The sequence below is a fragment of the Mammaliicoccus sciuri genome, assembly GCF_002901825.1.
GTDB classification, from domain to species: domain Bacteria; phylum Bacillota; class Bacilli; order Staphylococcales; family Staphylococcaceae; genus Mammaliicoccus; species Mammaliicoccus sciuri.
Genome location: NZ_PPQD01000030.1, coordinates 51,090 through 77,866, shown reverse-complemented (window position 1 = coordinate 77,866; position 26,777 = coordinate 51,090). Strand labels below are relative to the sequence as shown.

The following is a 26,777-nucleotide window of genomic DNA, read 5'->3' as shown; positions in this document are numbered from 1 at the left end:
AGGTGGGAAATTATCCCATCTCTTTTTAATGATTATACCGATATTTCTGAACTTGATTTATAATAAAGACACCACATATCATGGATAAGATAGCTAAAATAAGTGTGAATTTAAAATCAATTATACTTGTAATAAGTAAAGCAATCGTTGTTACAATACCGTTAAATATTGCAATCGGTACTTGGGTCTTGTTGTGATCTTTATGATCAGCACCAGCACCTGTTGATGATAATATGGTTGTATCTGATATTGGAGAACTATGATCCCCAAAGATACCTCCAGAAATAACGGCTCCTATACAAACTGCTAACGAAATGTCTAAATGATATCCTAATGGAATTGCGAGAGGTAACATAATAGCAAATGTTCCCCAAGAAGTTCCGTTTGCGAAGGACATACATGCACCAACAAGGAAAATTAAAGCAGGTACTATAGCAGGTGGTATCGTGCCATCGATAACTTGAACGATATAGTTAGCCGTTCCTAATTTGTCCAATACACTTCCTAAAGACCATGCTAATACTAAAATAACTAAAATATCTGTCATATTTTTCATACCGGTAGTATAAATATTTAATGATTGGCTAATTGTCTTAACTTTATAAAATAACATTAATAGGATAATAGAAATAGCAGCAAAGAAATAAGATAAACTTAAAGCTATTCTGAAATCTTTACCCTCTACACTTTGGAACGGGAATCCTTTAGGTGCTAATAAAGTAAACAATGAAACAATTAAAATGACGATAGGTAACCAAATTAGAATGGGTTTACTTTTATTTTCTACATCTTTATCAACTTCTACACTTTCTCTTAATGGCTTCGCATTGTCCCAATAAATTTGACCAGTATTCATTATACGATCCTCAGCTGCTTTCATAGGTCCGAAATCTAATTTTAATAAAATAATAAGAGGGACGATTAATACCGCAAGGACTGGATAAATAAAGTAGGGTAATGAAACCATAAAGGCATCCCATGAGGACATATCTATACTTAATCGTTTAAATTCTGTATCAATTAAACCCATAATATAAACGCCCCAACCAATAAACGGTACCATTACAGAAACTGGCGATGCTGTTGAATCAATAATCCAAGCTAATTTTTCTCGTGATATCTTCGCTTTATCAAATAAACTTTCATAAATTGGACCAACAATTAAAGGTGTGCCCATTTCAGAAAAGAATATTATAATACCACTAAACCAAGCAGCAAGTTGGATTTTGATACGACTTTTTGCACCTGATATAAATCGATTCGCAAATGCTTTTGCACCACCTGAGTTCTCAAGCAACGCCACAAATCCTCCGATAAACACTAATAAGATAAGTATGCCCGCATTATATTCATCAGCAACCGTGCTGTACAAATAATCTCCAAGTAATTTTTTTAAAGAAGATATTGGATGAAAGCTTGTTAACAAGAGTATGCCTGAAAATAATCCTAAAAATAATGAAACAATAACACTTCTCGTAAGTAATACCATAATAATGGCTATAATTGGAGGAATAATCGACCAAAAGCCAAAATGATCCATAAAAATACCCCCTTCAAAATATTCTGAAATATGTAATTATTTAATCTTCACATATAATTATAAATAAGTAAATATGATTTTAATAAATTAACAATGATATGCATTCTTATACATAGAACAGTGACAATTATATATAACAAAATGACAACTATATTTGTCAATATGACTAAAATCGTGTATATTGATAAATGTAGGTGGTGGTCAAATGAGAAATAGGGTAAAAGAGTTAAGAGCTCGGGAAGGATTTAATCAAACTGAATTGGCTAAAAGAGCAGGAATTTCAAGACAAACAGTTTCTTTGATAGAGCGGAATAACTTTATGCCATCAGTATTGACTGCTGTTAGAATAGCAAGAATACTCAAAGAAAATGTTGAAGATGTTTTCATATTCGAGGAGGATGAATTATGAAAAAGAATAAAATTATGTTAATTGGTAACTTAATATTATATATGCTGATCGGTGGTTTAGTAGGTGGCTTACTTACAAGTATTTTTAAAAAAGGACATGACTTTTTAGAAATTGAACTTACGACAGTGCAAACTGATATTACAGCCATTATTCTAGCAATTGTATTAGTTATTTTAGTTATCATTTTATTGAACGTTTATAAAAAAGCTGAAAAATATAGAAAATTTGAAACAAATCCTGAAAATGAAGATGAAATAGAAATACAGTTAGAAAAAACATTAATTTATCCACCCATATTGCTTGGTATCATTATGACAATAGCTTTAACAATACTAAATATCGTCATTAACTTAACAAAAGAACCAAGTATGCTGTCTTTATTAATTGCGATGATTTCATTAATAGCAACAGCACCAATATCATATATGCATTTATCTAAATTGAGAAAATTATACCCAGAGCGAAACTATCCTAAAGCAGGAGATAAAAAATTAAATGAAAAAATAATAGATATGATGGATAGTGGAGAACAATATATTACATTAATTGCACTACAAAAAACTTATACACTGAACCAACAATTAATAATCGGATGTATAGCATTATCATCAATATTCTCAATCTCATCAAACAATAATCAATTCTTTAGTGTGTCATTATTGATTATTTTATATTTAGTCAACACAATGTATTACTCTAAAAAAGTATCAGAAACAATATAAAAAACTGCCTTTTATGGGCAGTTTTTTGTTTGAATGAATGAGGATGTACAATTGAAGTGACCCAAGTCTTAGCTTAACGACCTATTTAAGTCAAGAGAAAGCCCAAGTCATGGCTTAACGCCTAACTTAAGCCAAGAGATGACCCAAGTCATGGCTTAATGTCTAACTTAAGCCAAGAGAAAGCCCAAGTCATGGCTTAACGCCTAACTTAAGCCAAGAGATCGCCCAAGTCATGGCTTAATGTCTAACTTAAGCCAAGAGATAGCCTAAGTCATGGCTTAATGTCTAACTTAAGCCAAGAGATGACCCAAGCCATGGCTTAACGAACAACTTAAACCAAGAGATTGCGCAAGTCATGGCTTAACGAACAACTTAAACCAAGAGATTGCCCAAGTCTTGGCTTAATGTCTAACTTAAGCCAAGAGAAAGCCCAAGTCATGGCTTAATGTCTAACTTAAGCCAAGAGATCACCCAAGTCATGCCTTAACGACCTATTTAAGCCAAGAGATCGCCCAAGTCATGGCTTAACGACCTATTTAAGTCAAGAGATCACCTAAGTCATGGCTTAATGTCTAACTTAATCCAAGAGAAAGCCCAAGTCATGGCTTAATGTCTAACTTAATCCAAGAGAAAGCCTAAGTCATGGCTTAATGTCTAACTTAATCCAAGAGATCGCCCAAGTCATGGTTTAACGACCTATTTAAGCCAAGAGATCATCCACAATCTATTCCACTAATCAAAACAAAGCCAAGAGACATTCATTCTCTTGGCTTTGTTCCTAATCTCGATATTCGATATTACAATGTATACGTATCAAATGATTGTAAGGCTTCTATTGCGCGATCTCTGTCTGTGCTTGATTTGAAGCTTAATCTTAATGCACCCATAATATCTTCTCTAACTTCTAATATTCGAATATTTGTTATAGAGATGTGATTTTGTCCGAGTATTCTTGTTACTTCACTGATCATACCTGGTTTATCTGGGATATCGACATATAAATCAAATGTTGAAGTTAGGGCACCTTGCTCTTTAATAGGGAGCTGGTCTCTATATGTTTTGGCTGATTGATAAAAATCATGAATTAATGCAGGATTTCCTTCTTCTATCATTTCTTTCGTATGTGTCATTTGTTCGATCCAATTTTCCATAAGTGTGACAAGATGTTCTTTATTTTCTAATGTGATGTCACGCCACATATCAGCATTACTACTCGCGATACGTGTGATGTCACGGAAACCGCCTGCTGCTAATGTTCTGACATATTCAGATATTTGTGTGTTTTCTTCATTCATATGAATTAAACTTGATGCGATGACATGTGGAAAATGACTGACGACGCCAGTTACATAGTCATGTTCTTTTGCCGACATTTTGATGAATTTTGCTTTAGTAGGTTCTAACAAATGTTTAACTTCACTATAAGCCGCTTCATTGTCTGCTTGATCATATATCAATACATAATAAGCATTCTCGAATAAGTGCTTTTTTGAATTCGTGACACCTGACTTATGGCTACCTGCCATTGGATGTCCACCGATTAAATGAATATCTTGTTCTAATAATTGTGATTCTAGTGAACTTAATCCTAATTTCGTACTACCTGTATCGGTAACGATTAATCCTGGTTTAGTATCAATTTCTAATAATCGCTTACCGTACTCAATAGATTGCTGTACGGGTGTGGCTAATATAATTAAATCTGCTTGACGAGCACTAGAATCAAAGTCCGTTGCAATTTCATCTATAATTTTCATAGATAATGCGATTTCTGAATGTTTTTCAAAATAATCGTAACCTGTTATATGTAAATTGGGATGATAAAATTTAATATTTTGTATTAAACTCCCACCAATTAATCCTAGTCCAACTATAAATACGCGTTGCATAAAATCCCTCCAATACTTTAATAGTTTAAAGTAAGTTAGTGTGAGAAAGCAAGTGTTATTGATTTATTTTTTTAAAAGTATAGAATGATAATAAATGTATAAGGAGTGGTAATATGACAATTAACGTAAAAGAAACGATCGATACAATTAAAGAACTTGTTTACATTAATAGTCCGTCTGGATTTGCTGATCCAGCAGTTGAATATTGTAGAAAAGTTGCTGAGTCTTTAAATTATGATACGAGTGTAACACACAAAGGCGGATTATTTATCAATGTTCCAGGAAAAAATGATGATGCACAACGTCTGATTACAGCACATGTAGATACATTAGGTGCAATTGTTAAAGATATTAAAGAAGATGGCAGATTACAACTAGATTTAATTGGGGGATTTAGTTGGAATGCAATTGAAGGGGAATATTGTACTATCACTACGCAAAGTGGAAAAGAAATAACAGGTACCATTTGTTTACATGAAACAAGTGTTCATGTATATAAAAATAATACTGAAATTCCACGAAATGCCGAACATATGGAAGTAAGATTAGATGAAAAAACATTTAATTCAGAAGATACAAGAGCACTAGGCATTGAAATTGGAGATGCAGTGAGTTTCGACCCAAGATTTGTACATACAGAATCAGGATTTGTTAAATCTCGTCACCTTGATGATAAAGCAAGTGTTGCGATGATTTTACAATTTTTGAAATATCTTAAAGAAGAAAATGTTGAACTACCACATACGACACAATTTTATATTTCGAACAATGAGGAAATTGGTTATGGTGCAAATTCAAGTATTTCAGATAAAGTTGTAGAATTTATCGCTTTTGATATGGGTGCATTAGGAGATGGACAAGCTTCTGATGAATACACAGTATCTATTTGTGTGAAAGATGCTTCAGGGCCATATCATGTAGGTTTAAGAAATCATTTAGTCAATTTATGCAAAGAAAATGATATTCAATATAAATTAGATATATATCCTTATTATGGTTCTGATGCTTCTGCTGCTTTACATGCTGGTGCTGATATTAGACATGGATTATTCGGTGCAGGCATTGAATCTTCGCATGCTTTAGAACGCACACATGAAGATTCTATTCTTGAAAGTGAAAAGTTATTAAGAGCTTATTGTTTATCAGAAATTAAAAACTAATCAGAATTTAAGGGTTGACATTTAAAATTTATTCTCGTATAGTGATATTTAATTAATCCGAAGAAATCATTCGGAATTTGAAAGATGAGTATCTCGTGTTGATAGTAGCAAATAGAAAGCTAATGGTTGATGTAAATTAGCACTACACACAAAGAGAGAATTGGGCTTTCAAATCATCAATTAAATGAAATTTAGAGTGAACATGAAATTCGATGTTAACTAAGGTGGCACCACGGTAACGCGTCCTTACAGATAGCGTATACTGTGGTGTCTTTTTGTATACCTAAATCAGTGGTCATAAGTATAAATTAAAGCCTGTAGCAAACAGAAAGTTAGTGGTTGATGTAAACTAACACAGTTTAATTTAGAAATGGGGACCATGTAGACATAATTAAATATTTAATGAGTGAATAAGTTTTATACTTATTAATGAAGGTGGTACCGCGCATAAGCGTCCTGTTTGATTAGGATGTTTATGCGCGGTTTTTTTATTAAGGAGGATTAAGATGATTATTAAATTTAAAAAGTTAAATGCTGATATTACCCCAGAAACTTTAGGACAAATAAATCGTAAGAAAATGATTTTAGAAAGTGCAAGCACAGACCAAATGAAAGGTAGATTTTCAATTGTAGCGTTCGAAGCTGTTGGAAAAGTGAATTTATATGATGATTATTTACAAATATTTATAAATGAAGAAGAACAACTTGTAAATGAACGTCCATATGAATCACTAGAGGATTTCATCAATGATATGAAAGTTGACGAAGTTCCAGAAGTTTTAACACATTTACCATTTGTATCTGGCATGATCGGGTATTGTAGCTTCGATTTAATTAGATATCAAAATAAATTACTTAAGCAAATTGAATTGCAATCAGATATTCCAGACGCTTCATTTAATCTTGTTGAATCTGTATACGTATTTGATCATTTTAAAGAAGAATTGTTTGTTATCGCATCTAACTTATTTAGTCAGAATACGGAAGCACAAGTTGAGCATGAGCTCAATAAAATGGTTGAAACATTAAAAGATATTTCACTATTTCAAAATAAAATTGAACATACATCAAGAGGTGAACTTGAAACTAATATTAGTGAAGAAGATTTTATGAAAGAAGTCGAATATTATAAATCGCTTATTAGTCAAGGTGATATGTTCCAAGTCGTACCTTCAAGAATTTATAAATATAAACATTACTTTAATGAACAAAATAAAGATACTTTGAAACTTCAAATTTATAAAAATTTAAAAAGACAAAACCCAAGTCCATATATGTATTACATTGACGATGAAGAAAGAAGCATCATTGGATCTTCACCAGAAAGTTTCATTAAGAAACAAGGTGATATCATTACAACAAACCCAATAGCAGGTACTAATAAGAGGGGTCAAACAGAAGAAGAAGATAAACAAAATGAGGTTGCACTGATTACAGATGAAAAAGAATTAGCTGAACACCGTATGCTTGTCGATCTTGGAAGAAATGATTTAAATATGATTGCTCAAACAGGTTCAGTATATATGCCTAAGTTAATGACTGTTGAAAGATTTGAACATGTTATGCATATCGTCTCAATCGTCGAAGGTAAAATTAGACCAGAAATTACACCGCTTCAAATGATTACAGCTTTATTACCAGCAGGAACAGTATCTGGTGCACCTAAGACGAGAGCAATCACAAGAATTTATGAAAGCAGAAAAAGAAAACGCGGTATTTACGCTGGTGGTGTTGGCTATATTAATTGCAACCATGATTTAGATTTTGCTTTAACAATTAGAACGATGGTTGTTGATAACGAATATGTAAATGTAGAAGCTGGCTGTGGTGTTGTATATGATTCAAACCCACAAAAAGAATTAAAAGAAACGATGATCAAAGCAAAAAGTTTATTGGAGGTTACACCATGATATTAGTAATTGATAATTACGATTCATTCACATATAACTTAGTAGATTTAATTAAGCAACATGATGACGTCTTAATCTATCATCCGGATGAGGCACCGTTCAATTTAAATATTGATGGATTGGTTATATCTCCAGGACCTGGTCATCCTGATGATACAGAAGACTTAAAAAATTTAATAGAAGCATATAAAGATAAACCGATATTAGGTATTTGTTTAGGCGCTCAAGCATTAACGACTTATTACGGTGGAGAAGTTGTCGTTGGGAAAGAAGTTAAGCACGGTAAAGTTGATCAAATTGATATTATTGAAACTTCTAAATTGTATCAAGAATGCGAACAGCATTTTAATATTATGAGATATCACTCATTAATTAGTGATGAAAAAACATTTCCAAGCACTTTGAAAATTACAGGAAGAACGAGAGATTCCATACAAACATTTGAACATAAATTAGAACCACATTTCGGAATACAATTTCATCCTGAATCATTTGCTTCAGATCATGGAAATGAAATTATAAAAGCTTTTATCGATATAACAAGGGAAGGTGCAAATTATGAACACGTTAAAACAACTCATTCAGTATCATGATTTATCGCAACAAGAAATGAAATCATTTGTAGATTTAATGATGGATGAACAAGCAGATGTATCATTGAAGGTTGCACATTTAGTAGCATTAAGTATGAAAGGTGAAACATCAGATGAATTATCGAACTTAAGTCAAAGTTTAATTGAAACAACATATAAAGAAAGACCTTATTTAGAAGATAGTATTTGTGTTTGTGGCACGGGTGGAGACCATTCTGGCAGCTTTAATATTTCAACAACCGCTTCATTTGTTGTTGCGGCAGCTGGCTTGAAAGTTTTGAAACATGGTAATAAAAGTATTACATCTAAAACAGGTAGCATTGATATCTTATCTGCTTTAAATATTCAAACAACACCTATTAAAGATGCGACAGAAAAAGTAAACGAAACAAATTTAGCATTTTTAAGTGCAACTGAAACGTATCCGATTATGAAGACTGTTCAACCTGTTCGTAAATCAATACCAACACCAACAACATTTAATTTACTTGGACCAATGATTCATCCGTATCATTTAGATTATCAAGTGATGGGCGTTTATGATGAAACGAAACTTAAAATTATTGCTGAAGCAATTTATAAATTAGGAAGAAAACGTGCCATTATCGTGCATGGGGCAGGTGGCATGGACGAAGCTACTTTATCTGGTGACAACATTATATATGAAGTATCTCAAGAAGAAGTTATTAAAAATTATACTGTAAATGCTGAAGACTACGGATTACAATCAGCACCTAATGAATCATTAAAAGGTGGAACACCTGAAGAAAACAAAGTCATTACTTTAGATATTTTGACTGGACAAGATCATGGTCCTAAAAGAGATGTCGTTGTATTAAATGCTGCTTTAGCGTTATATGCCGGTCAAAAAGTAGACTCTATAAAAGAGGGTATTACTTTAGCAGAGTCTTTAATAGATAATAAACATGCATTATATATATTAGAAGCTGTAGGAGGCAAAGTTTATGACAATATTGGATGAAATTGTAGAATATAAAAAAACATTACTAAATAATCAATATTATGAACAAAAATTAAACACATTGGAGAAAGTGGATGTACAACACAAAACATCTTTCTTAAGTCGTACACAGCATGATAATAAGTTGAATATCATTGCTGAATTAAAAGCAAAAAGTCCTACAGTATCAGATATTCCGAAACGAGATATGGCTACTCAAATAAAATTATATGAACAATACAGTGCTTCTGCTATATCTATATTAACGGATGAAAAATATTTCGATGGTAGTTATGAGAGATTACAAAATTTAACAACTAAGACGACATTACCTGTTTTATGTAAAGATTTTATCATTGATAAAAGACAAATTGATTTAGCACATCATGTTGGTGCCTCTATCGTATTATTAATCGTGAATATTTTATCAAAAGAAGAACTCGAAACTTTATACGCATATGCAACAGAAAAAGGTTTAGAAGTACTTGTCGAAGTGCATGATAAAGAAGAACTCAATATTGCACATGAAATTGGTGCACAATTAATTGGCGTTAATAATCGTGACTTAAAAAGATTTGTCACAGACGTTAAACATACGAATGAGATCTTAACGCAAATTAAACCAGGTGTAACATACATTTCTGAAAGTGGTATTCGTACTTTAGATGATGTAAAAAGTATTATCGGCAGTGGTATTGATGGCGCATTAATTGGGGAGTCGCTAATGAAACATCCACACTTAGATGAATTTCTACCAAGTTTACGACTAGAAAAACAAGGTGAGCAACATGTTTATTAAATGTTGTGGCTTTCAAGATAAAGATGCTATCGAAACAGCTGTCTTAAATCATGTCGATGCAATTGGATTTATCACGTATCCAAAAAGTAAACGATATGTATCTGTTAAAGATATAAAGTCATTAAGTAAAGATATTCCCCAAACGATTGATATCGTAGCTGTTGTTGTGAATTTAACGATGGTAGAAATTGATGAACTTATTCGAGAAACTTCTATTAATACACTTCAATTTCATGGTGATGAATCTGTATCATTTATACATGAGGTGAAAGAAAAGTATCCGCATATTAAGATTTATAAAGCTTTACCCGCTAATGATCAATTAGTTACTAATATAGAAGCTTTTAAAAATGAAGTAGATTTATTTTTAATTGATACGCCTTCAAAAGATTATGGTGGTACAGGAGTATCTTATGACTGGTCTATATTAAATGCATTAAACAATATTCCGTATTTAATTGCTGGTGGTATTAATATAGATAAAATTAAACAAATTGAATCATTAAACTTTAACCATAATGGTTATGATATATCAAGTGGAATTGAAAAGAATGGTCAAAAAGATAAAGAGAAAATTAAAGCATTACTAACATATGTAAAGGGATGATTGAATTGAATAAAAATATACAATTGGAAGCAGATGAATTAGGATTTTTCGGTGAATTTGGTGGACAATATGTACCAGAAACATTAATGCCAGCTATACAAGAATTAAACGATACGTATCAACAATTAAAAAATGATCCGGAATTTCATGAAACATTAAATGATTATTTAAAGGATTATGTAGGCAGAGAAACACCTTTAACATATGCTGAGCGTTATACAGAAGCACTTGGCGGCGCAAAAATATACTTAAAAAGAGAAGATTTAAATCATACTGGCGCTCACAAAATCAATAACGCATTAGGACAAGCGCTTATTGCAAAGAAAATGGGTAAAAGAAAGCTTGTTGCTGAAACTGGTGCTGGTCAGCATGGTGTAGCGAGTGCAACAATTGCAGCGTTGTTTGATATGGAACTTATTGTATTTATGGGTGAAGAAGATATTGAAAGACAAGCATTAAATGTTTTCAGAATGGAATTATTAGGTGCTAAAGTTGTACCTGTAACAGACGGACAAGGTACGTTATCAGATGCAGTAAATAAAGCTTTACAATATTGGGTTTCACATGTTGAAGATACACATTATTTACTTGGATCGGCGTTAGGTCCTCATCCATTCCCAACTATCGTAAGAGATTTACAAAGTGTGATTGGTAAAGAAATTAAGAAACAAATATTAGAGAAAGAATCTCGATTACCAGATGCAGTTGTTGCATGTATTGGTGGCGGTTCAAATGCAATTGGTACATTTTATCCGTTTGTAAATGATGAATCTGTTAAATTATTCGGCGTTGAAGCTGCTGGTGAAGGTATAGATACTACTAAACATGCTTTAGCTATTGAAAAAGGGAAACCAGGTGTATTACATGGTTCTAGAATGTATTTAATTCAAGATGAAAATGGACAAGTCGAACTTGCGCACTCTATTTCAGCGGGATTAGATTATCCAGGTGTAGGTCCGGAACATAGTTATTATAACAATATTGGTCGTGTTCAATATCCGAATGCAAGTGATACTGAAGCGATGGATGCGCTTATTAAATTTACACAATTAGAAGGTATTATTCCAGCTATAGAAAGTGCACACGCGTTGAGTTACGTTGAGAAACTAGCACCAACAATGGATAAAGATGAAATTATTGTTGTGACAGTTTCTGGTAGAGGAGATAAAGATATGGAAACGATTAGAAAGTATATGCAAGAGAAGGGGGATCATCATGCGTAAATTATTTATACCATATGTCATGGGAAACAAAGATTTTATAGATTCAGTCAAGCTTATGGACGAAAATGGTGCAGATTATATAGAAATTGGTTTACCTTTCTCGGATCCTGTAGCTGATGGCCCAACGATTATGGCGGCTGGACAAGAAGCGATTAAACAAGGTATGTCTGTTAATAAAATCATTGATCAACTGATCGAACATAAAGATGAAATCAATACGCCATATTTATTTATGACTTATTATAATTTAATTGATGCTTATGGTGTTGACGCTTTTATAGAACGAATTGCTGAAGCGAATGTTTACGGTTTAATCATTCCAGATTTACCATTTGAACTTGGACAAAGATTTAAAAAGCATTTACAACCTAAAAACATTAAATTAATTTCTTTAATTGCGATGACTTCTAGTGATGAAAGAATTAAACAAATAGCCGAACATGCGGAAGGCTTTATTTACACAGTGACAATGAATGCGACGACTGGTGATGGCAGAGGCTTCCATGAATCTTTAAAAGATAAAATTAAATTTATACAACAACACGCTAGTGTACCTGTCGTTTGTGGATTTGGTATTAGAACTGAAGAACACGCTAAAGAAATAAAGTCATTTAGTGACGGCATTGTGATTGGTAGCGAAATTGTTAAAAGATTAAAAAATGATTCAATAGAACAAACTCAAGCATATTTGCAAAGTATTAGAAAAGCATTAGATGAAGATTAAAAATGCATAACCCTTAATAGAAGAAAAAGAAACACACTTCATGTATAATCGACATTAACAAATGAAAAGGAGTGTTTCTAATGAGCAAAAAAGTTCTCATAGTTGTTACAAATGCATCTCAATTTAAAGATGGTAAACCAACTGGGTTATGGCTAGAAGAAGCAGCAATTCCTTATAAAGTATTTATTAAAAATGGATTAGAAGTGGATATTGCATCTGTAAAAGGTGGCAGTGTTCCGATAGATCCAAATTCAACTCAAAATGACGAAGCTAAAGAATATCATGACGTATTAGAAAAGTTACAACAAACATATAGTATTAGAGACATCGTGTTTGAGAGTTATGATGGCATATTCTTACCTGGTGGTCATGGAACAGTATTTGACTTCCCAAATAATGAAGACTTGGAAGATATGCTAGCATATTATAGAAATAACGATAAGGTGATTGGTGCAGTATGCCATGGTCCAAGTGCATTTGTAGGCGCTAAGCTTCCTAATGGGAACTATTTAGTGGATGGTGTTAAATTAACTGCTTTTACAGATAGTGAAGAAAAAGCAATGAATTTAGAAAATGATGTACCATTTTTACTACAAACACAACTTGAAAAGCAAGGTGCTCGATTCGTTAAAGGTGCTGATTTTGAATCGCATACAGTTGCAGACGGAAAATTTGTCACAGGACAAAATCCAAATTCGAGTGAAGAGGTTGCCGAAAAATTTGTGAATGTATTAAAATAGTTAAGCAATATAAATAAAAACCTGCCATATGGTAGGTTTTTATTTATGAAATAATGGTATAGTAATGAGTATTATTTTAGAATAAAGACAAAATATTGTATAATTGTAACAAATACATAAAAATGAGATTGGGAGTATTGTATAAATGAAATTTACAAATTTAACAACTGGTGAATTTGAAGCTTTTACAAATAAAATGCCGTACGCGCATTTTACACAAGCAGTAGGTAATTATGAATTAAAAACATCTGAAGGTACTTCAACACATTTAGTAGGGGTCAAAGATAATCAAGGTGAAGTATTAGCTGCGTGTCTGTTAACAAGTGTACCAGTTATGAAGAAATTTAATTACTTTTACTCAAATAGAGGACCAGTAATGGATTATGACAACAAAGAACTTGTTGACTTTTTCTTTAAAGAAATCGTGAGCTATTTAAAAAGTTATAAAGGATTATTCTTTAGAATCGATCCTTACTTGCCATATCAACTAAGAGATCATGATGGCAATATTAAAAAATCATTCAACCGTGATGGTTTAATTAAACAATTTGAATCATTAGGTTATGAACACCAAGGCTTCACAACTGGTTTCCACCCAATACATCAAATTAGATGGCATTCTGTACTTGATTTAGAAGGTATGGACGAAAAGACGCTCATCAAGAACATGGACAGTTTAAGAAAAAGAAATACTAAAAAAGTTCAAAAAAATGGTGTTAAAGTTCGTTTTCTATCTAAAGATGAAATGCCGATATTCCGTCAATTTATGGAAGATACTACAGAGAAGAAAGATTTCAACGATCGTGGCGATGACTTCTATTACAATAGATTAAAATACTTTGAAAATGTAAAGATTCCTTTAGCATATATAGACTTTGAAACTTACATTCCACAATTAGAAAAAGAACATGAACAATACAACAAAGATATTGCAAAAGCTGAAAAAGATTTAGAAAAGAAACCAGATAATCAAAAAACGATTAATAAAATAGACAACTTAAAACAACAAAGAGAAGCAAATGAAGCTAAATTAGAAGAAGCACTTCAACTACAACAAGAACATGGTGATACATTACCAATAGCAGCTGGTTTCTTTATTATTAATCCATTTGAAGTTGTATATTATGCAGGTGGTTCATCGAATGAATATCGTCACTTTGCAGGTAGTTATGCAATTCAGTGGGAAATGATTAAATACGCGTTAGATCACAACATTGACCGTTATAACTTCTATGGTATCAGCGGAGACTTCTCAGAAGATGCACCTGATGTTGGCGTTATTAAATTTAAAAAAGGTTACAATGCAGATGTTTATGAATATATTGGTGATTTCGTTAAACCAATTAATAAACCAGCGTACAAAGCATATACAACACTAAAAAAAGTATTAAAAAAATAAATGATTTTCAGTAAGAGAGGAATTTAGATAATATGAAATTTACAGAATTAACGGTTACTGAATATGATGAGTTCGTATCTGATAGTCGATACGAAAGTCACTACTTTCAAGTAAAAGAAAACATCAAGACGAGGGAAAATGATGGTTTTCAAGTTGTATTATTAGGTGTTAAAGATGAGAATAATCAGGTAGTTGCAGCAAGTCTATTCTCAAAAATACCAACATTAGGTAGTTATGTGTATTATTCAAATCGTGGTCCGGTAATGGATTATAGCAATCTAGATTTAGTGACATATTACTTCAAAGCACTTGAAAAGTACTTAAAACAACATCAATGTCTATATGTTAAAGTCGACCCATACTGGATTTACAATATATACGATAAAGATATTAAACAAATTAAAGTAGATGGCGCTAATGACCAAATCGTTGATTTAATTAAATCACTAGGCTATGACCATCACGGCTTTACGACTAAATATGATCCATCAAGCCAAGTAAGATGGATGGGTGTCTTGAACTTAAAAGATAAAACATTAGCAGAAGTTAAAAAAGGATTCGACAGCCAAAGAAAACGTAACGTCAATAAAGCGCATAATTATGGTGTTAAAGTACGTTTCTTAGAACGCGATGAATTAGATATATTCTTTAAATTATATAGAGAAACAGAAGAAAGAGCTGGCTTTATTTCTAAGACAGATGAATATTTCTTAAACTTTATTGATACATATGGTTCTAAAGCATTAGTACCATTAGCATATATCGATTTAAATGAATATATTCAATCAACACAAGAGAATTTAAATGACTTAGAAACAAAACGTGACCAAATGATGGCAAAAGAAAACAAATCTGAAAAACAATTAAAGAAAATTGCTGAAACAGATCGTTTAATTGACCACGCACAGAAAGAATTATTAGAAACTAGCGAACTCATCAAAACAGATGGTGAAATCTTAAACTTAGCTTCAGGTGTATTCTTTGAAAATGCATATGAAATCAATTATTTCTCAGGTGGCTCAAGTGAAAAATATAATCACTTTATGGGACCATATATGATGCACTGGCATATGATTAACTATTGTTTCGAAAATGGATTCGATAGATATAATTTCTACGGATTATCAGGAGATTTCACTGAAGATAGCGAAGATTACGGTGTATACCGATTTAAACGAGGATTTAACGTTCAAATCGAAGAATTAATCGGAGATTTCTATAAACCAATCAATAAGAAAAAATACTTCTTACACAATGTAATTCAAAAAGTACGATCTAAAATTAAAAAGTAATCAAAAAAAGCTGAAATTCATTTTTCAGCTTTTTTTGTGTTAAATATAGGGTTAGTGGCATATATCATATTTATTCGATTAATTAGTTTACATAATATATATTATAGGAAGTTAAGTATGTTGTCTTAGGGGACGCCTATTCTACATATATATCTAACTATTTATTGTTACATGTTTTATTTGTGACGATTCATCAATTGCATATAGATCTGGATTCTTTAAAGCTTTCCATTCATCAAAGCCAAATTGTTTATCAAAATGATTTAGTAATAATGACATGATGTTTCCATGTATAACGATTAATGCATGTTCATTTACTGGTATCGACTTAAATACTTCTAAAATTCGCTGTTGAGCTTCTAAACTTGTTTCGCCATTATGTATCCGATAATTAAAGTCACTGAAAGTCATTTTAAGCTCAGTTAGCCAATTATCTATTGGTAAGTCACTTAAAATGCGCTCATTTAATCGACTATCATAAGTTAATGGTGTTTGGTATTTCGTTAAATATGGTTTAATTGATTCATATGTACGATTCATTTCACTGACATATATATGGTCAATATTGAGTTTAGCTAGTACAGGTACTAATTGTTGTGCTACCTTAATACCATCTATCGTTAAAGCTGCATCAAAGTCTTGTCCAGTAGCTTTGCAATGTCTTAATACATAAATCATTAAATCACTCCAAATAGATTTTAGGAAAGCATATCATACATCATTATAAATAAAAACTACTATAAATCGAAATAAATACGATTTATAGTAGTTCATTCTATTGATTCATTTTGACATAACTTGCAATTGCTTTACTAGCAAATTGTGCGGTACCGTCACCAAATTTATTGATATTTTTAGTAAATCTTTCATCACTTACATACATATCACCGATACTACCAAATGCTTCTAAACTATACTCGCAATCAATATTAGAATTTAAATATGTGTACCATCTTTGTACAATTGATTGAGCAATTTCTGAGTCTGGAGATTCATTTCTCTTTGCTGCAAATGCTCTAAAAATATCATTCATTTCTTCTTCTTTTGAAGCTTTTTCTTCTTTAGACCAACTATTAATACGATTGTTCGCTTTATCTACAGTTTTATTCCCCCACTTTTCACGTGCCTCAGCTTCATATTCATTCTGATTAAACTCAAATCCTATAAATTTATCTTCATTCGTCATGTTAATTTCTCCTTTCATATGTTTAGTCGTTTGATCTATCGTTTGAATCATTTGATCAATTCTTGTTCTTTTATTGATGAGCATCTTTTTATGCATATTTAATGCTTCTTCTTTATCAAACGAAGGATCATCAAGAATTTCTTTTATCTTTTTGAGAGGAAAATCAAGCTCTTTAAAAAATAAAATTTGCTGTAATCTGTCTACATTCTCGTCTGAATACAATCGATAACCAGATGATGATACATTAGACGGATTTAGTAAATTAATTTCATCATAATGGTGAAGCGTGCGCACACTTATACCGACTAATTGAGCAATTTCTTTAACAGTCATTTCCATTTACTTAACCTCCTCATAACCCTACTATAAAGTCTTACGTTACGTTAGAGTCAACAATATAATCAAAAAAATAAATAAAGTCAATTTCGTACATGTTATAATACATATAGAATATCACGTAAGTCAGGAGTTTTATAATGAATAAAGAGATACAACTTGAATTAAAATTAGACACATCTCGTTTAATACTACTAGCTGGAGAACAAGTTTTTTCATATAAAGAGACAATAAAGGACGAAATGCTGAACTCAGTAAATACATTGAAAGATTGGGTAGCATTCTTCAATTATCAATTCGATGAATATAAAGTGACTGATTTTCTTAATAAATCAACTGACCCACAGTATAACAAAGAATATTTTAGATATTTTATCTTTGAAAAAGATACGATGCAATTTGTAGGATCAGTTGTCCTTCAAGATATCGATTTAAGATTACCATCATGTGAAATTGGCTATTGGGCAGTCAATTCAGGTTTAGGCAAAGGTTATATAACCGAAGCAATTCAATATATTACACAACATGTTATAGAAAACCATGGCTTTGTAAGAATAGAAGCATACATAGATGTTAAGAATACAAGAAGCATTAACACTATTGAAAGATGTGGATATGAGCGAGAAGGAACATTAAAGAACTCAGATTTAAGCGCAGATCAACAAAGTATTATTAACGAAGCACTCTATGCAATCACGACACCTGTATATTTTAAATAAAGAAAGAAAAGACGACTGGGATATATAGAAATATCTCAGTCGTTATTAGCATTTTTGATAAGAAGTGCAAATACTGGTGTCGTTATTAGCAAGTTTGGCAAGAAGTGCAAATACTGGTGTCGTTATTAGCATTTTTGATAAGAAGTGCAAATAACGAGTGTGTTAGTAACACTTCGGCTGAGTTTTGTAAATATGGCTATCCATAGTAACACTTCAGCCAAGTTTTGTAACTATAGTGGTCCTTAGTAACACTTCGTCCAAGTTTTGTAACTATGGGTATCCTTAGTAACACTTCAGCCAAGTTTTGATACTATGGGTATCCTTAGTAACACTTCAGCCAAGTTTTGTAACTATGGGTATCCTTAGTAACATTTCGACCGAGTTTTGTAACTAAAGCAGTCCATAGTAACACTTCGACCGACTTTTGTAACTATGGGTATCCTTAGTAACAGTTCAGCAGAGTTTTGTAAATAACGCCCCCGTTACGAACAAGTTTGGCGAGAAGTGTTCACAAGAGCCCCGTTATAAACAAGTTTAGCCAGAAGTGTTCACAACGCCCGACCAATCAATCAAAAAACGAGTCTGGGACATAATGTAATGTCTCAGACTCTTCTAGTATCTTGGCAGTAGGTGTCTGAATTGAAAATGCGCTTGTACCAAGCTTTTTTCAATTCTAGTCATCCTTGCCGGGGCGGGACTACGAAATCTTTTTATTTAAATTAGATTTCTGTCCGGCTCCCTATTTATTACGTCTTTTTAATTCATTAAATTGACGTCCATCTTCTATTGTTTCATCTTGACTATGTTTTTCAGCTAATCTTTTTTGATTCTTTCTCATTAAGTACCATGTTAATAAGCATACAAATAAACTTACGATTGCCATAAATGCGGCATAGCCTAATAATGGTTCGTATGTAATATCATAAAAATTAGGTAATATAAATGCGATCATACCTAATACGACAAATGTCAAAATTGCACTGATGACGTGTTTTTTAAGTATTAATGATGATAATACAGAAAAAACAATAACGACGACAAATGAAATCCATAAGTAGTTTGGGAAATCAAAAATGTTCAAGATGTACGCCTCCTTTATCTAGTTGTACTGGTCTATACCCCTTTTATTTATGTTTAATTACAATATAGATAGAAATTTGATTTATTCATATAAAATTAATTGTACATTTGCAATTTTATTTAAATTTTACGGACATAAGCGCACAAATGTGACCATGATGAGCAAGATAAATTGTTCGAATAGTGCGTTGTATCATATGACGTAGAAGATGTTTATATGTATAATATGTACATAAGTACATAAATAAGTAAATTTTAAAAAAAGGGTGATTTGATGGGACAATTATTAAGAAGTGAAGTTCCTGTTCAAGAAACATGGGATCTTTCAAGTTTGTATCAAGACAATGATGCATTTTTTAGTGCATTAAATGAATTAGTTGAGAACGTTACAGCATTTAATAACAAATATGTGAATCAGTTAAATGAAATATCAACGATTGAATCTGCTTTACGTGAACAAGCTGATCTTATCGTAAGTATTATTCACTTAAGCACATATGCAGAATTACTTTATTCGACTGATACGACAGATGAACAAAGTCAAAAAGTAGCTGCACAATTTTCTACTACATATGGAAAAGTAGCTGGTTTATTATCATTTGTAGAGTCAGAAATTTTGCAATTAGATGATGAAGCATTCAATGCTTTAATTAAACAATCTGAGTATCCTAAATATTTAACATTGTTAAAACGTCAAAAAGAACATACATTACATCCTGAAGTAGAAAAAGCGTTAGCAACCTTCTCACCTACTTTTGGTGCGCCATATGAATTATATGGTATTACGAAGATGTTAGATATTGAGTTTGGTACTTTTGAAGCGAATGGAGAAGAAATACCTTTAGATTATGTATCATTTGAAGGTGATTACGAAGTTGAGTCTAATACAGAAGTTAGACGTAATGCATTCAAGAAATTTAGTGAGTCGCTACGCCGTTATGAAAATACAACTGCAGCAACATACAACGCTCACGTTCAAAAAGAAAAAATTGAATCTGAATTACGTGGTTATGATTCTGTTATTGATTTCTTATTAGAATCACAAGATGTAACGAGAGAAATGTACGATCGTCAAATTGATGTTATTTCAGAAGAATTAGCACCTCATATGAGAAGATATGCGCAATTACTTAAGCGTACAAATAATCTAGATAAATTGAAATTTGAAGATTTACGTATATCATTAGACCCTACTTATGAACCAGATGTATCAATTGAAGGTTCTAAAGAATATATTAAAGAAGCATTGAGTGTGCTTGGTGAAGATTATATGCAAATGGTTAATGATAGTTATGATAAACGTTGGATTGATTTCCCTCAAAACAAAGGGAAACAAACAGGTGCTTATTGCGCAAGCCCATACGGTGTTAACCCATTCATATTTATTTCATGGACAAGTAAGATGACTGAAGTATTTGTATTAGCACATGAACTTGGTCATGCAGGACACTTTAATTTAGCAAATGCACATCAAAATGTATATCAAGCAGATTGTTCTATGTATTTTGTAGAAGCACCATCAACAATGAATGAAATGTTAATGGCTAATAGTTTATTGAAGAAATCAGATGATCCGAAATTTAAACGTTGGGTTATTAGCTCAATTATTTCAAGAACGTACTATCATAATATGGTTACACATTTATTAGAAGCTAAATATCAAAGAGAAGTTTATAAACATGTTGATAAAGGTGAAGCACTCACTGCCCCACTTTTAAATAGTATTAAGAAACAAGTTATTTCTGATTTCTGGGGAGACGAAGTTGAAATAACAGAAGGTGCAGAATTAACATGGATGCGCCAACCACATTATTATATGGGCTTATATCCTTATACGTATTCTGCAGGTTTAACGATAGGAACTGCTATGAGTCAAAGAATTGAAAAAGAAGGACAACCTGCTGTTGAAGATTGGTTAAACGTTTTAAAAGCTGGTGGCTCTAAATCTCCTGTTGAACTTGCTCAAATGGCAGGCATTGATATTACGACAGATAAACCACTTAAAGAAACAATCGCGTATATCGGTCACTTAATCGATGAGCTAGAATCACTCACAAACGAAATTGAATAATATCTTTTCTATTATTAATGTAGAGACTGGTACATCTTATTGTGTCAGTCTCTACATTTTCTTGTCCAATATAAACATGCCTTATTAAATTACCGTATTATATATTATTCTAATTTTAATATTAATTGTGTTACAATATAATCAAACAAATTCGAACTTATTAAAAAGTTAATATATAGGAGGATCACAAGTGAAATTAAAAGTTGATAGGCACCGTTTTATAATGGATGAACTTAAAAATAATATGTCTGTGAAAGTATCTTCCCTTTCAGAGAAGATGAACGTTGCTGAAATGACAATAAGAAGAGATTTACAAGAACTAGAAAACAATGGTTTGTTAAATAGAATTCATGGTGGCGCTAAATTAATTGAAGATAACTTATATAATGAAAAGTCACATAAAGAAAAGCAAACCATTAATGTCTCTAATAAAATGAAAATCGCTCAAAAGTGTGGCGAACTCATTCATAATGAAGATATTATATTTATCGGTTCAGGTTCTACAAATGAACTCATATTTGATTTTATAAAAGACAAGAACTTAAGCATATTTACGAATTCGCTTGATATATTTTTACAATATAAAGATTTATCAAACATTGATGTATTACTCGTAGGTGGTCGTTTCAGATCTAAAACGGGTACATTTATCGGACACTTTGCGAACAAAATGATGGAAGACTTTCATGTAGCAAAAGCATTTGTCGGTGTTAACGGTATATATGGTCAGAAATTAACAACTGCTAATGAAGAAGAAGGCAAAGGCATTCATATTATTTTAGAAAATGCAAAGCTTAAATATATCACTGCAGACAGCACAAAATTTGGTGTTCAAGCATTATATAACTTCTATAATATTAACGATGTCGATGCTGTTATATCAGATGATGATGTAAGTGAAGAAATATTAAACACATATCCAAACAAGATTAAGTAGTTATAAAAATGAATATTAAAAGAAAAGCAATATAGAATAGCATAACGCTATTTTATATTGCTTTTTTTATTGACAGAAAGTATGTTTGATTTTATATTATAATTAACAAAGACGAACAATTACAAACACAGGAGGATGTATATGAAAGTTTTTATTAATTGTATTCGTAAATCCAGCCCTTTAAAAGACAAGATTATTCAAGAACTATCTCATTCTAACATTGAATGGATCAATTTGTATGATGAAACACTTGAAGACGATGTGTTTGCTGTAACTGTAAATACTATAGAAGCAGTTAAAAATAATGAAGATGCTAAGGCAATAATTATTGATGATTATGGTATTGCACCATTCATTATTGCAAACAAACATAAAAATATAATTGCTGCTTCAGTTTCAGATGACCGTTCTGCTTGTATGACAGCACGTCACAACAATACAAAAATTATGATCCTTGCTTCTGAAATTGTTGGCCCTACTCTAGCGGTTAATTGTGCTAAAGCATTTGGTGAATCATCTTATGATGCTGGCCGCCATCAAATCAGAATAGATATGTTAAATAGTTTGTGTTAAGGAGGAAGTTAAATGAAGATAGCTATTGGATGCGATCATATCGTTACGGATGAAAAAATCAAAGTATCAGATTTTATTAAAAGTATTGGTCATGAAGTGATAGATGTTGGAACTTATGATCATCAAAGAACACACTACCCTATTTATGGTGTAAATGTCGCAAAAGCTGTGACAGAAGGAAAAGCTGACTTAGGTGTTGTACTTTGTGGTACAGGTGTAGGTATTAGTGTTTCAGCAAATAAAGTGCCTAATGCGAGAGTTGCGCTCGTACGTGACATTACAAGCGCTCGTTTAGCGAAAGAAAAATATAATTGCAATATTATCGGTGTCGGCGGAACGATTTCAGGCATAGATTTAATTAAAGATATCGTTGAGACTTTTATAAATGCAAGTTATATCCAAACATCGGAATCAGATCAATTAATAGAACGCATGAATCAATTGTTAACAGACGACCAAGTTCAATATGATGCCAATCAGTTTAACAAATATATTGATAAATGGAATAAAGGAGAATATGTGGATGAGGTGAAATATTGAAATTATTAACAATTACATTAAATACTTCAGTGGATATCGCCTATCAACTAGATCATTTTGAATTGAATCAAACGAATCGCGTTAAAAATGTTATTAAAACGGCTGGTGGCAAAGGATTGAATGTTACGAGAGTGGCAAACATTTTAGGCATTGATCATTTAGCAACTGGCATTATCGGCGGTACTACTGGTGAATTTATTAAACGTGATTTAGATCAAGATCATATTAAACATGATTTTTATGAAACAAATATTGAATCGAGACAATGTATAGCGATTTTAAATGGAGCGCATCAAACAGAATTACTTGAACAGGGAGATTCAATTACGCAAGAAGATATTCAATTATTGATTCAACATGTGACTGAACTCATTCAAGGGCATGACATGATTGCGATATCAGGTAGTGCTTTACCAGGCATGAATGTTGAAGCTTACTAGACGCTTATCGATATCGCTGTTAGTCATGGTAAGAAAGTATTGTTGGACGTTAATGGTCATACTTTAAAAGATTTATTAAATCATGAAGGTCAAAGCTTACCTTATTTAATTAAACCTAATATCGAAGAATTGGCTCAGCTTTTTAATGTGAAAGATCAAGATAATCACCAAGAGATTATAAACGCATTGAAATCCCCTCTTTTAAGCCAAATTCCATGTGTCATGATTTCACTTGGTTCTAATGGTGCACTATATAAATATCAGCATCAAATTTATAAAGTAAATATTCCTAAAATTAAAGCTGTTAATGCAGTTGGTTCTGGTGATAGTTCTATAGCAGGATTTAGTTATGGACTCATACATAAACAAGATGTTCACTATGCTGTTAAATCAGCAATGGCTGCTGGAATTGCTAATGCTTTAGAACAGAAAACTGGATTCTTAACGAAAGAGAATTTTGAGTATTATTTAGCAAAAATAAAAATTGAACAATTGGAGTGTTTTTAAATGGTTAAAAATTTATCAAAACTCACAAACGATTTAGGCCAAATTGCTGCACTTGCTATTGATCAGCGCGGTGCATTAAAGAAAATGCTTGGTGAAAATGTAGAATCAGAAACGATAGAAGATTTTAAAGTACAAATATCTAAGACATTAACGGCATATTCTTCAAGTATATTATTAGATCCTGAGTATGGATTACCCGCTTCAAAAGAAAGACATCCTAATTGCGGTTTAATCTTAGCTTATGAAAAGACTGGCTATGATAAAGCGACACCTGGTCGATTACCTGATTTATTAAATACATGGTCTGTACATGCACTGAAAGAACAAGGTGCAGATGCCATTAAATTACTCGTTTATTTTGATATTGATGAATCACAAGAAATCAACGCACAAAAAGAAGCCTTTGTAGAAAGAGTCGGTGCTGAGTGTGTCGCATTGGATATTCCATTTTTCTTAGAAATCGTGTCATATGACGCAACAAATGATGATAATTTAAGCGAAGCATACGCAAAAGTTAAACCTCATAAAGTTATTGATGCAATGAAATTATTCTCAGAAGACCGTTTTAAAGTAGATGTATTAAAAGTAGAAGTTCCAGTTAATATGAATTTTGTAGAAGGATTTGGAGATCATCCAGTATATACTAAAGCACAAGCTCAACAGTATTTTAAAGAACAATCAGACGCAACGCATTTACCATTTATCTTTTTAAGTGCAGGCGTATCACCTACTTTATTCCAAGAAACGTTAAAATTTGCTTATGAATCAGAATCTAAATTTAACGGTGTATTATGTGGAAGAGCAACATGGGCAGGCGCTACTCAAGCATATGTTAAAGATGGTGAACAAGGATGCAAAGCTTGGTTAAATAATGAAGGTATAACCAATATACAAAATTTAAATAAAATGATTGAACAATATGCAACAGCTATAAGTTAATTAAAAACCCCGCTTCTATTTAATCTAGAAGCGGGGTTTAATATGATTTTTATTCTGTTTCTTTCTCTATTGACTCAGATAGTGCTTTATACCATAATGCACTTTTCTTGATATATCTTTTCTGTGTTTCAAAGTCTATATAGAATAATCCATATCGCTTATTATAACCATTAGACCAACTAAACATATCTTGCAATGACCAAACAAAATAACCTGCTACATTTACACCATCTTTAATCGCATCACTAATGCTCTCTATATGAGCAGCTATATAGTCTATACGTGGTTGATCATCGATGATGGTTTGTTCATCTATAAATTGATCTTTATACCCTAGTCCATTCTCAGTGATCAGAAGCTTTTTATAATTTGGATAGTCTTCTTTAATGCGCATAATCATATCATATAAACCTTTAGGATATATATACCAATCCCAGTCAGTCGTTGGAACGTCATGGTTTTTAACAATCTCAGCTATTTGTTTAAGTCTAAAAATCGAACTACCTTTATCCCCAGTACCATTATGATGTATTAAGCTATCCGCTTCATTTGATTTAACCCAATTACTTTGATAATAATTGATACCTAAGAAATCTTGTAATTGACTAGCTTCTTTAATGATTGTCATTTCCTCTTCCGTCAGATCTAATGAACCATCATATATATTGAGTAGATGATGAATGACCTCCATTTTCTCACTAGAATATTCTCCTAAAAATGTACCATCTAATAAAAGTCCATTTATAAATGTATCCTGTATTTTAGCAGCTTTTACATTTTTAGGTTGTTGATTAATTGGATATATTTGAGTTAAAGCATGTATAATACCGATTTCTCCGTTATAACCTTTCTCTTTATATAGTTTAACTACTTTACTATGCGCAACAATAAGATTATGTTGAGCTTGGAGACATTTGACGACTTGATATTGTTCACCAGGTGGAAACGCGCCTGTTACATATTGACCTAAAGTATATGCGATAGGTTCATTAATTGTCATCCAATATTGAACATCATCTTTAAATGTCTCAAAGCAAAATGCTGCATAGTTCACAAAATGCGTGATGTTTTCCTTACATAACCAATCCCCTTGTTTGAATAGTTCTTCAGGCGTATCAAAATGATGTAAAGTCACATATGGTTCGATATTATATTTACGACATGTCGCAAATACATTTTTATAATATTCTACCCCTTTTTGATTAACATCCCCATACCCTTTTGGAAATATGCGAGACCAAGCAATAGAAATTCTTAACGCTTTAATACCATGTTCTGAAGCTAATTTAATATCTTCTTCATATCGATTATAAAAATCACTTGCTGGATCTGGCCTGAATCTTCCTTGTTTTTCTAAAAATTCATCCCAAAGCACACGTCCCTTTCCATCTACTTTGCTTGATCCTTCGACTTGATATGCTGCTGTTGCAGCGCCTAGTACAAAAGTTTTTGGTAATTCTAACATGCTTATACTCCTTTGT

At 32.0% G+C, this 26,777-nt stretch carries 25 protein-coding genes and 1 pseudogene; 20 read left to right on the top strand and 6 right to left on the bottom strand.

Annotated elements, in window-relative coordinates:
* Positions 1–25: 25 nt before the first annotated feature.
* Complete coding sequence (locus CD035_RS10230) at positions 26–1,540, bottom strand: Na+/H+ antiporter NhaC family protein (RefSeq protein WP_048543088.1); 1,515 nt, start codon at positions 1,538–1,540, stop codon at positions 26–28.
* A 205-nt stretch (positions 1,541–1,745) separates the two neighbouring features.
* Between CD035_RS10230 and CD035_RS10225 the strand changes: the two genes are divergently transcribed.
* Together CD035_RS10225 and CD035_RS10220 are read left to right on the top strand one after the other, a co-directional pair.
* Complete coding sequence (locus tag CD035_RS10225; RefSeq protein WP_025905978.1) at positions 1,746–1,949, top strand: helix-turn-helix transcriptional regulator; 204 nt, start codon at positions 1,746–1,748, stop codon at positions 1,947–1,949.
* On the top strand, positions 1,946–2,671 hold the full coding sequence (locus CD035_RS10220) for a DUF3169 family protein (RefSeq protein ID WP_048543086.1): 726 nt from the start codon (positions 1,946–1,948) through the stop codon (positions 2,669–2,671). The genes CD035_RS10225 and CD035_RS10220 overlap by 4 nt, the downstream gene beginning before the upstream one ends.
* A gap of 797 nt (positions 2,672–3,468) precedes the next feature.
* On the opposite strand, the gene CD035_RS10215 is transcribed toward CD035_RS10220, so the two are convergent.
* Positions 3,469–4,560 carry a prephenate dehydrogenase gene (locus tag CD035_RS10215; RefSeq protein WP_048543084.1) on the bottom strand — a complete coding sequence of 364 codons (1,092 nt, stop codon included), beginning with the start codon at positions 4,558–4,560 and terminating at the stop codon, positions 3,469–3,471.
* Between the two features lie 113 nt (positions 4,561–4,673).
* Between CD035_RS10215 and CD035_RS10210 the strand changes: the two genes are divergently transcribed.
* From CD035_RS10210 to CD035_RS10160, 11 genes are all read left to right on the top strand, one after another.
* Positions 4,674–5,720 carry a M42 family metallopeptidase gene (locus CD035_RS10210; protein ID WP_048543082.1) on the top strand — a complete coding sequence of 349 codons (1,047 nt, stop codon included), beginning with the start codon at positions 4,674–4,676 and terminating at the stop codon, positions 5,718–5,720.
* 506 nt (positions 5,721–6,226) lie between these two features.
* Positions 6,227–7,630, top strand: a complete 1,404-nt coding sequence (locus CD035_RS10205) for an anthranilate synthase component I (protein ID WP_048543079.1) — start codon at positions 6,227–6,229, stop codon at positions 7,628–7,630.
* Positions 7,627–8,223, top strand: coding sequence for an anthranilate synthase component II (locus CD035_RS10200; protein WP_048543077.1), 597 nt, complete (start codon positions 7,627–7,629; stop codon positions 8,221–8,223). Before CD035_RS10205 ends, CD035_RS10200 begins: the two co-directional genes overlap by 4 nt.
* The gene (gene trpD, locus CD035_RS10195) at positions 8,189–9,205 is read left to right on the top strand and encodes an anthranilate phosphoribosyltransferase (protein ID WP_048543075.1); all 1,017 of its coding nucleotides are present in this window, start codon (positions 8,189–8,191) and stop codon (positions 9,203–9,205) included. Before CD035_RS10200 ends, trpD begins: the two co-directional genes overlap by 35 nt.
* Positions 9,189–9,983, top strand: coding sequence for an indole-3-glycerol phosphate synthase TrpC (trpC, locus tag CD035_RS10190; protein WP_048543074.1), 795 nt, complete (start codon positions 9,189–9,191; stop codon positions 9,981–9,983). Before trpD ends, trpC begins: the two co-directional genes overlap by 17 nt.
* Positions 9,973–10,590, top strand: coding sequence for a phosphoribosylanthranilate isomerase (locus tag CD035_RS10185; RefSeq protein ID WP_048543072.1), 618 nt, complete (start codon positions 9,973–9,975; stop codon positions 10,588–10,590). The genes trpC and CD035_RS10185 overlap by 11 nt, the downstream gene beginning before the upstream one ends.
* A 5-nt stretch (positions 10,591–10,595) precedes the next feature.
* Positions 10,596–11,813: a tryptophan synthase subunit beta gene (gene trpB / locus CD035_RS10180; protein ID WP_088592736.1), complete on the top strand. Its 1,218-nt coding sequence runs from the start codon at positions 10,596–10,598 to the stop codon at positions 11,811–11,813.
* Complete coding sequence (gene trpA, locus CD035_RS10175) at positions 11,806–12,537, top strand: tryptophan synthase subunit alpha (protein WP_048543068.1); 732 nt, start codon at positions 11,806–11,808, stop codon at positions 12,535–12,537. Before trpB ends, trpA begins: the two co-directional genes overlap by 8 nt.
* 80 nt (positions 12,538–12,617) lie before the next feature.
* Positions 12,618–13,277, top strand: coding sequence for a type 1 glutamine amidotransferase domain-containing protein (locus CD035_RS10170; protein WP_037587994.1), 660 nt, complete (start codon positions 12,618–12,620; stop codon positions 13,275–13,277).
* Between the two features lie 145 nt (positions 13,278–13,422).
* Entirely contained in the window at positions 13,423–14,676 is a 1,254-nt protein-coding gene (locus tag CD035_RS10165) for an aminoacyltransferase (protein ID WP_048543064.1), read from the top strand.
* Between the two features lie 32 nt (positions 14,677–14,708).
* Positions 14,709–15,968, top strand: coding sequence for an aminoacyltransferase (locus CD035_RS10160; RefSeq protein WP_048543063.1), 1,260 nt, complete (start codon positions 14,709–14,711; stop codon positions 15,966–15,968).
* Between the two features lie 153 nt (positions 15,969–16,121).
* Here CD035_RS10160 and CD035_RS10155 read toward each other — a convergent pair whose 3' ends face one another.
* Entirely contained in the window at positions 16,122–16,646 is a 525-nt protein-coding gene (locus CD035_RS10155; protein WP_048543062.1) for a histidine phosphatase family protein, read from the bottom strand.
* Positions 16,647–16,743: 97 nt separating this feature from the next.
* Complete coding sequence (locus tag CD035_RS10150) at positions 16,744–17,493, bottom strand: MerR family transcriptional regulator (RefSeq protein ID WP_048543060.1); 750 nt, start codon at positions 17,491–17,493, stop codon at positions 16,744–16,746.
* 137 nt (positions 17,494–17,630) lie between these two features.
* On the opposite strand from CD035_RS10150, the gene CD035_RS10145 reads away from it, so the two are divergent.
* Entirely contained in the window at positions 17,631–18,209 is a 579-nt protein-coding gene (locus tag CD035_RS10145; RefSeq protein ID WP_048543058.1) for a GNAT family N-acetyltransferase, read from the top strand.
* 739 nt (positions 18,210–18,948) lie between these two features.
* On the opposite strand, the gene CD035_RS10140 is transcribed toward CD035_RS10145, so the two are convergent.
* Positions 18,949–19,290: a hypothetical protein gene (locus CD035_RS10140; RefSeq protein ID WP_025906054.1), complete on the bottom strand. Its 342-nt coding sequence runs from the start codon at positions 19,288–19,290 to the stop codon at positions 18,949–18,951.
* A gap of 273 nt (positions 19,291–19,563) precedes the next feature.
* Here CD035_RS10140 and pepF point away from each other — a divergent pair, with 273 nt between their 5' ends.
* The 6 genes and pseudogenes from pepF (at position 19,564) to lacD (ending at position 25,296) form a co-directional block, all read left to right on the top strand.
* The gene (pepF, locus tag CD035_RS10135; RefSeq protein WP_048543056.1) at positions 19,564–21,360 is read left to right on the top strand and encodes an oligoendopeptidase F; all 1,797 of its coding nucleotides are present in this window, start codon (positions 19,564–19,566) and stop codon (positions 21,358–21,360) included.
* A gap of 190 nt (positions 21,361–21,550) precedes the next feature.
* Positions 21,551–22,297, top strand: a complete 747-nt coding sequence (locus CD035_RS10130; protein ID WP_172965063.1) for a DeoR/GlpR family DNA-binding transcription regulator — start codon at positions 21,551–21,553, stop codon at positions 22,295–22,297.
* 141 nt (positions 22,298–22,438) lie between these two features.
* The gene (locus CD035_RS10125) at positions 22,439–22,870 is read left to right on the top strand and encodes an RpiB/LacA/LacB family sugar-phosphate isomerase (RefSeq protein ID WP_048543055.1); all 432 of its coding nucleotides are present in this window, start codon (positions 22,439–22,441) and stop codon (positions 22,868–22,870) included.
* A gap of 12 nt (positions 22,871–22,882) precedes the next feature.
* A complete protein-coding gene (lacB, locus tag CD035_RS10120; RefSeq protein WP_048543053.1) occupies positions 22,883–23,410 on the top strand; it encodes a galactose-6-phosphate isomerase subunit LacB in 528 nt (175 codons plus the stop codon).
* 29 nt (positions 23,411–23,439) lie between these two features.
* Positions 23,440–24,357: pseudogene (locus CD035_RS14175) on the top strand (1-phosphofructokinase family hexose kinase).
* A complete protein-coding gene (lacD, locus tag CD035_RS10105; protein ID WP_048543047.1) occupies positions 24,358–25,296 on the top strand; it encodes a tagatose-bisphosphate aldolase in 939 nt (312 codons plus the stop codon).
* A 49-nt stretch (positions 25,297–25,345) separates the two neighbouring features.
* Here lacD and lacG read toward each other — a convergent pair whose 3' ends face one another.
* Entirely contained in the window at positions 25,346–26,761 is a 1,416-nt protein-coding gene (lacG, locus tag CD035_RS10100; RefSeq protein WP_048543046.1) for a 6-phospho-beta-galactosidase, read from the bottom strand.
* Positions 26,762–26,777: the final 16 nt, after the last annotated feature.

What these genes read in the sequence shown, in the direction of transcription:
- CD035_RS10230 (WP_048543088.1), bottom strand. Translation starts at nt 1,540, where the DNA reads ATGGATCATTTTGGCTTTTGGTCGATTATTCCTCCAATTATAGCCATT.
- CD035_RS10225 (WP_025905978.1), top strand. Translation starts at nt 1,746, where the DNA reads ATGAGAAATAGGGTAAAAGAGTTAAGAGCTCGGGAAGGATTTAATCAA.
- CD035_RS10220 (WP_048543086.1), top strand. Translation starts at nt 1,946, where the DNA reads ATGAAAAAGAATAAAATTATGTTAATTGGTAACTTAATATTATATATG.
- CD035_RS10215 (WP_048543084.1), bottom strand. Translation starts at nt 4,560, where the DNA reads ATGCAACGCGTATTTATAGTTGGACTAGGATTAATTGGTGGGAGTTTA.
- CD035_RS10210 (WP_048543082.1), top strand. Translation starts at nt 4,674, where the DNA reads ATGACAATTAACGTAAAAGAAACGATCGATACAATTAAAGAACTTGTT.
- CD035_RS10205 (WP_048543079.1), top strand. Translation starts at nt 6,227, where the DNA reads ATGATTATTAAATTTAAAAAGTTAAATGCTGATATTACCCCAGAAACT.
- CD035_RS10200 (WP_048543077.1), top strand. Translation starts at nt 7,627, where the DNA reads ATGATATTAGTAATTGATAATTACGATTCATTCACATATAACTTAGTA.
- trpD (WP_048543075.1), top strand. Translation starts at nt 8,189, where the DNA reads ATGAACACGTTAAAACAACTCATTCAGTATCATGATTTATCGCAACAA.
- trpC (WP_048543074.1), top strand. Translation starts at nt 9,189, where the DNA reads ATGACAATATTGGATGAAATTGTAGAATATAAAAAAACATTACTAAAT.
- CD035_RS10185 (WP_048543072.1), top strand. Translation starts at nt 9,973, where the DNA reads ATGTTTATTAAATGTTGTGGCTTTCAAGATAAAGATGCTATCGAAACA.
- trpA (WP_048543068.1), top strand. Translation starts at nt 11,806, where the DNA reads ATGCGTAAATTATTTATACCATATGTCATGGGAAACAAAGATTTTATA.
- CD035_RS10170 (WP_037587994.1), top strand. Translation starts at nt 12,618, where the DNA reads ATGAGCAAAAAAGTTCTCATAGTTGTTACAAATGCATCTCAATTTAAA.
- CD035_RS10165 (WP_048543064.1), top strand. Translation starts at nt 13,423, where the DNA reads ATGAAATTTACAAATTTAACAACTGGTGAATTTGAAGCTTTTACAAAT.
- CD035_RS10160 (WP_048543063.1), top strand. Translation starts at nt 14,709, where the DNA reads ATGAAATTTACAGAATTAACGGTTACTGAATATGATGAGTTCGTATCT.
- CD035_RS10155 (WP_048543062.1), bottom strand. Translation starts at nt 16,646, where the DNA reads ATGATTTATGTATTAAGACATTGCAAAGCTACTGGACAAGACTTTGAT.
- CD035_RS10150 (WP_048543060.1), bottom strand. Translation starts at nt 17,493, where the DNA reads ATGGAAATGACTGTTAAAGAAATTGCTCAATTAGTCGGTATAAGTGTG.
- CD035_RS10145 (WP_048543058.1), top strand. Translation starts at nt 17,631, where the DNA reads ATGAATAAAGAGATACAACTTGAATTAAAATTAGACACATCTCGTTTA.
- pepF (WP_048543056.1), top strand. Translation starts at nt 19,564, where the DNA reads ATGGGACAATTATTAAGAAGTGAAGTTCCTGTTCAAGAAACATGGGAT.
- CD035_RS10125 (WP_048543055.1), top strand. Translation starts at nt 22,439, where the DNA reads ATGAAAGTTTTTATTAATTGTATTCGTAAATCCAGCCCTTTAAAAGAC.
- lacB (WP_048543053.1), top strand. Translation starts at nt 22,883, where the DNA reads ATGAAGATAGCTATTGGATGCGATCATATCGTTACGGATGAAAAAATC.
- lacD (WP_048543047.1), top strand. Translation starts at nt 24,358, where the DNA reads ATGGTTAAAAATTTATCAAAACTCACAAACGATTTAGGCCAAATTGCT.
- lacG (WP_048543046.1), bottom strand. Translation starts at nt 26,761, where the DNA reads ATGTTAGAATTACCAAAAACTTTTGTACTAGGCGCTGCAACAGCAGCA.